Origin of the sequence: Halobacterium bonnevillei (assembly GCF_009831555.1) — an archaeon.
GTDB lineage: Archaea > Halobacteriota > Halobacteria > Halobacteriales > Halobacteriaceae > Halobacterium > Halobacterium bonnevillei.
Map to the genome: position 1 here is coordinate 1 of NZ_WUUU01000354.1, position 1,059 is coordinate 1,059.

General features: G+C 72.4%; 1 protein-coding gene. It reads left to right on the forward strand.

Annotated features, from left to right (window positions below; all coding sequences use genetic code 11):
• Nucleotides 1-1,059: ABC transporter ATP-binding protein (locus GRX66_RS19270; RefSeq protein WP_159527872.1), on the forward strand; the 1,059-nt coding region annotated here is incomplete at both ends.

The following is a 1,059-nucleotide window of genomic DNA, read 5'->3' on the forward strand; positions in this document are numbered from 1 at the left end:
GTCCGCGACGCCGTCCGCGGCCTCGACACCGTGAAGGCGTTCACCGGCGAGTCCACGGAGCGCGCCCGGGTCGCCGACGCCTCCCGCGCGTACAAGCGCTCGAAGTGGTCCGCTCACCGCCTGCGCGTCGGGTACGACGCCGCGTCGTGGCTGTTCGGCACCGTCGGCATCTGGGGGCTGTTCCTGTTGGGCGGCTACTGGGCGCTCGCGGGCCCGCCCCAGTTCTTCACTGCACAGCTCTCGGCGGGGAGCCTGTTGACGTTCCTCATCTACGCGGAGTCCTTCCTCGACCCGACGCGCCGCCTCGCCGTGAACGTCATCGACAGCGTCCAGAGCGCGCGAGCGTCGGCGCGCCGCGTCACCGACCTGCTGGCCCGCGACGCCGCCCTGGAGACCGGCGACGGCGACATCCACGTGTCCGAGGGGCGCGTCGAGTACGAGGACGTGACGTTCGCCTACGACGGCGCGGACGACGACGCGCTCGCTGGCGTGTCGTTCACAGCGGCACCGGGCGAGTTTGTGGGCGTCGTCGGGTCCACGGGCGCCGGGAAGTCCACGCTCGTGAAACTCCTGCTGCGCCTCTACGACCCCGACGCTGGAACCGTCCGCATCGACGGCCGGGACGTCGCCAACACCGACCCCGCCGGCGTCCGCGACCACGTCGGCTACGTCAGCCAGGACCCGTTCCTCTTCCCGGGCACCGTCGCGGCGAACGTGTCGCTCGGCGACAGCGACCCGGACCGCGACGCCGTCGTGGCCGCGGCGGACGCCGCGGAAGCTCACGAGTTCGTCACCGACCTGCCCGAGGGCTACGACACCGAGGTCGGGGAGCGCGGCGCGAGCCTGTCCGGCGGCCAGCGCCAGCGCCTCGCCATCGCCCGCGCGCTCTACGGCGACCCGGAGCTACTCGTGTTCGACGAAGCCACGAGCCACGTCGACACCGAAACGGAAGCGGCTATCCAGCGCAGTCTCGCGGCCGCAGCCGGTGACCGCACCGTCTTCGCCGTCGCGCATCGGCTCTCCACCGTGCGGGACGCCGACACCATCCTCGTCGTCGAC